This window comes from Streptococcus mitis, from assembly GCF_002096925.1.
GTDB classification, from domain to species: domain Bacteria; phylum Bacillota; class Bacilli; order Lactobacillales; family Streptococcaceae; genus Streptococcus; species Streptococcus mitis_AF.
This window is the reverse complement of the sequence record NZ_NCVN01000040.1, coordinates 1-4,469: the sequence shown is the minus strand read 5'-3', so window position 1 is coordinate 4,469 and position 4,469 is coordinate 1. Positions and strand designations below refer to the sequence as shown.

Here is a 4,469-nt window from a genome sequence, read left to right as displayed (position 1 = left end):
TGCATGGGATGGCCTTTCTAAATGGTTTATTAAGCAATTCTATTTTACCAAGACTATCGCAACCATGCAAAAAAACAACGGCAAATCCGTTGCTTTTTTTGGAAATAAGGGACTATTGTCCCAGAATCTTTTTTCATTATGTGACTATTAATCCGACTAGCTCCGTAAGATGTAAGAAAAATAAATGATGGCTGTGAAGCATTTTTACTTTTCATTGAAAAGTGTTTTGAGAAAGATTTCAGCTTATTTTGAGTGGAGTAGTTTTGAAAATATAAAGAAGACAAACACTAAAATGATGTTTGTCTTCTTTGGTGTGTAACATCCGTTAGATGGATAGTTATAATTGTGTTAATTAGCAAAACTGATGCAGACCGCTTCAGGAACATGAAAGTCATTAGAAAGTTCTGCTAGACGACCAGTTTCAGGATTGCGTTTAAAGACGGTTGCATTGTCAGAGTCTTGATGGATAGCAATGACAAATTCTTGGTCTGGTGTCAAATTAAAATCACGTGGAGTCTTACCATGCGTTGGAACGATTTCTAATAACTCTAAGCTACCGTCCGCAAGAATTGTATATACTACGATAGAATCATGACCACGGTTAGAAGCGTAGAGGTATTTACCATCTTTAGAGAGACGAATAGCAGCAGTTCCATTAAATCCTTCGTAACCGTCTGGTAGAGTTGAAATGACTTGCATGCGTTCAAATTCACCAACACCATCGTAGATTAGAACCTCGATAGTGCTATTGAGTTCACAAATGAGATAAGCGATTTTATAATGGTTATGAAAAATAATATGGCGTGAGCCTGCTCCTGGCTGGCTATGATAGGTATAGAGCTTAGATAATTTTCCTTCTGAATCAAGATCATAAGTAATTACTTGGTCAGTACCCAAGTCGCAGGTCACTAGATAGTGGTCAGGTGTTAAATCTGTATAGTGAACATGTGGAGAAGCTTGATTTTCATGTGGACCTTGGCCACTGTGTTGATCAACATCACTAAGTAGAAGACGACCATCTTCCTGACGTTTATAAACAAGGACCTGTCCCTTGTGGTAATTTGCCGCGTAAACCAAATCACGCTTTTCATCAACGGCAACATAACAGTGGGGGGCTCCCTCTTCAACGACGTGATTTAATAAGTTACCATTAGTTTGATAGGCTGCAATTCCCCCCTTATCGTCTTGACTACCAACAGTGTATAAATGTTGGTGCTGGTCAAAGGCAAGGTAGGTTGGACTTGGCTCAGTAGCAAAAAGTTCTAGATTTGAAAGCTGACCAGTTTCTGTATCGAAGTCTGCCTTGTAAATCCCTTGGGAAGTACGACGTGTATAAGTTCCAAAATAAACAGTTTCTTTCATAACTTTACCTCTATATAAAGATAAGACTATTATATCACAAAAATGAATTTATAATATTCTATGCGGTGCAATTGAGTAGTATGTAAGCACTTTAAAAAAGAGTTATTTTGATTTAAAAATGGTATAATGAGAGAACAATAGAAAGGAAGTATTTATGGAGCAAAAAGAGAAACATTTTAGCTTATCTTGGTTTTTCAAGTGGTTTTTAGATAACAAGGCCATTACGGTATTTTTGGTAACATTATTATTGGGACTGAATCTTTTTATTTTAAGTAAGATTAGTTTTCTATTTTCACCTGTTTTAGATTTTTTGGCAGTTGTGATGTTGCCAGTCATTTTATCTGGTTTGCTATATTATTTATTAAATCCTATTGTTGATTGGATGGAGAAGCATAAGATTAATCGTGTCATAGCAATCAGTATTGTCTTTGTCATCATCGCTCTCTTTATCATTTGGGGCTTGGCAGTAGCTATTCCAAATCTGCAACGTCAGGTTTTAAGTTTTGCAAGGAATGTTCCAGTCTACCTTGAAGATGCTGATAGAGTTATTGATGATTTGGTCACCAAGCGTTTACCAGATGATTTCAGACCTCAGTTAGAACAAGTTTTGACAAACTTCTCAAGTCAGGCTACAGTTTGGGCAAGTAAGGTTTCATCTCAAGCAGTCAACTGGGTGAGCGCCTTTATTAGCGGGGCTTCTCAAGTGATTGTTGCCTTGATTATCGTTCCGTTCATGCTCTTTTATCTCTTACGTGATGGAAAAGGCCTACGTCACTATTTGACCCAATTCATGCCAACGAAATTGAAAGAACCTGTTGGACAAGTTTTATCAGATGTGAACCAGCAGTTGTCCAATTATGTTAGAGGGCAAGTAACAGTGGCTATTATTGTAGCGGTAATGTTTATGATTTTCTTCAAGATTATTGGTCTACGCTATGCAGTTACGTTGGGGGTTACTGCTGGTATTTTAAATCTGGTTCCTTATTTAGGCAGCTTCTTAGCCATGCTTCCTGCCCTAGTATTGGGCTTGATTGCTGGGCCAGTCATGCTTTTGAAAGTAGTAATTGTCTTTATAGTAGAACAAACTATTGAAGGCCGTTTTGTCTCTCCATTGATTTTGGGAAGTCAATTAAACATCCATCCCATTAATGTTCTCTTTGTCTTGTTAACTTCAGGATCCATGTTTGGTATCTGGGGAGTTTTGCTCGGTATTCCGGTTTATGCTTCTGCTAAGGTTGTTATTTCAGCCATTTTTGAATGGTATAAAGTAGTCAGTGGACTATATGAACTAGAGGGAGAGGAAATAAAGAGTGAACAATAGTCAACAGATGTTACAGGCTTTGGAGGAGCAAGATTTAACCAAGGCAGAACATTATTTCGTCAAAGCTTTAGAAAATGATCCAAGTGACCTTCTGTATGAGTTAGCTACTTATCTTGAAGGAATTGGTTTTTATCCTCAGGCCAAGGAAATTTACCTGAAAATCGTAGAGGATTTTCCAGAGGTTCATCTTAATCTAGCAGCTATTGCTAGCGAGGATGGTCAAATCGAAGAAGCCTTTGCCTATCTAGAGGAAATCCAAACTGACAGTGACTGGTATGTTTCGGCTTTGGCACTTAAGGCAGACCTTTACCAGATGGAAGGTTTGACAGATGTGGCGCGTGAGAAACTTCTGGAGGCCTTGACTTACTCAGAAGATCCTCTCTTGATATTGGGCTTAGCAGAATTGGATAGTGAGTTGGAAAATTATCAAGAGGCCATTCAAGGCTATGCCCAGTTAGATAATCGTACTATTTATGAGCAAACAGGCATTTCCACCTATCAACGGATTGGCTTTGCCTATGCCCAGTTAGGGAAATTTGAAACGGCTACAGAGTTTTTAGAAAAATCCCTGGAGTTAGAATACGATGACCTAACAGCTTTTGAGTTGGCCAGTCTTTACTTTGATCAAGAAGAATACCAAAAAGCTGTCCTCTACTTTAAGCAACTTGATACCATTTCACCTGATTTTGAAGGATATGAGTATGGTTACAGTCAGGCCTTACATAAGGAACATCAAGTTCAAGAAGCCCTGCGTATCGCTAAGCAAGGGTTGGAGAAAAATCCATTTGAAACTCGTCTCTTACTGGCTGCTTCACAATTTTCTTATGAATTGCATGATGCTAGTGGAGCAGAGAACTACCTCCTTACTGCAAAAGAAGACGCTGAGGATACAGAAGAAATTTTACTCCGTTTAGCAACTATTTATCTAGAACAGGAGCGCTATGAGGATATTCTGGACTTACAAAGTGATGAGCCAGAGAATCTTTTGACCAAGTGGATGATTGCTCGTTCTTATCAAGAGATTGACGATTTGGATACTGCCTACGAGCATTACCAAGAATTAGTAGGAGATTTGAAGGACAATCCAGAGTTTCTGGAACACTATATCTATCTCTTGCGTGAATTAGGCTACTTTGAGGAAGCAAAAGTCAATGCTCAAACTTACTTAAAACTAGTTCCAGATGATGTGCAAATGCAAGAACTATTTGAGAGATTGTAAGAATATATTTTTAAAAACTGTATCTAATCATTTTTGATAATAAAATCTAAAGGCTATTTTATCTATTGTATGATGAGAGTATATTTGAGTTGTTGTGTTTGTATTCGAGTTTCCAATATAAGACATAAGAAGTGAGATAAGTAATATTTTTAAAAGTACAATCTTAGACTTTATAGTAAAAGAAAAAGTTCTCATTTCATAAGTGACAGATTGAATAGAAAGTCCTTAGACTAAAAGTTTCTAAGGGCTTTTCTTTGTGTTATGTGACTATTAGTCCGTCTCGCTCCGTTAGGTGAGAGACAAAAAAACCACCCGCTATGCGGGTGCGCGTCGAAGGTTATACCAAAAAAACTCCGAACGCGATGCAATAAAGGTGTTCAAGCCAATTGTAAAGCGAAAGGAGAAAAATATGGCACAAAAGGCTCATAGTTTATCGCACACAAAGTGGCACTGTAAGTATCACATTGTGTTCACCCCTAAGTATAGACGAAAAGTTATCTATAATCAATATCGAAGTAGTTTAGGCGAAATATTTCATCGCTTGTGTAGTTATAAAGGAGTTGAAAT

Annotated in this window: 4 protein-coding genes; 3 read left to right on the top strand and 1 reads right to left on the bottom strand. The window is 37.7% G+C overall.

Features of this window, described 5'->3' with window-relative positions; genetic code table 11:
- Positions 1–348 precede the first annotated feature (348 nt).
- Positions 349–1,362: a lactonase family protein gene (locus B7692_RS07160; RefSeq protein ID WP_084930321.1), complete on the bottom strand. Its 1,014-nt coding sequence runs from the start codon at positions 1,360–1,362 to the stop codon at positions 349–351.
- A gap of 154 nt (positions 1,363–1,516) precedes the next feature.
- On the opposite strand from B7692_RS07160, the gene B7692_RS07155 reads away from it, so the two are divergent.
- From B7692_RS07155 to B7692_RS07145, 3 genes are all read left to right on the top strand, one after another.
- Entirely contained in the window at positions 1,517–2,683 is a 1,167-nt protein-coding gene (locus B7692_RS07155) for an AI-2E family transporter (protein WP_084930320.1), read from the top strand.
- Entirely contained in the window at positions 2,673–3,902 is a 1,230-nt protein-coding gene (locus tag B7692_RS07150; RefSeq protein WP_192855489.1) for a tetratricopeptide repeat protein, read from the top strand. The genes B7692_RS07155 and B7692_RS07150 overlap by 11 nt, the downstream gene beginning before the upstream one ends.
- Before the next feature lie 409 nt (positions 3,903–4,311).
- Positions 4,312–4,469, top strand: a 158-nt coding sequence (locus B7692_RS07145; RefSeq protein ID WP_205008222.1) for a transposase, incomplete at its 3' end; no start/stop codon positions are given.

Coding starts and splice junctions, on each gene's coding strand:
- B7692_RS07155 (WP_084930320.1), top strand. CDS start 1,517: ATGGAGCAAAAAGAGAAACATTTTAGCTTATCTTGGTTTTTCAAGTGG.
- B7692_RS07160 (WP_084930321.1), bottom strand. CDS start 1,362: ATGAAAGAAACTGTTTATTTTGGAACTTATACACGTCGTACTTCCCAA.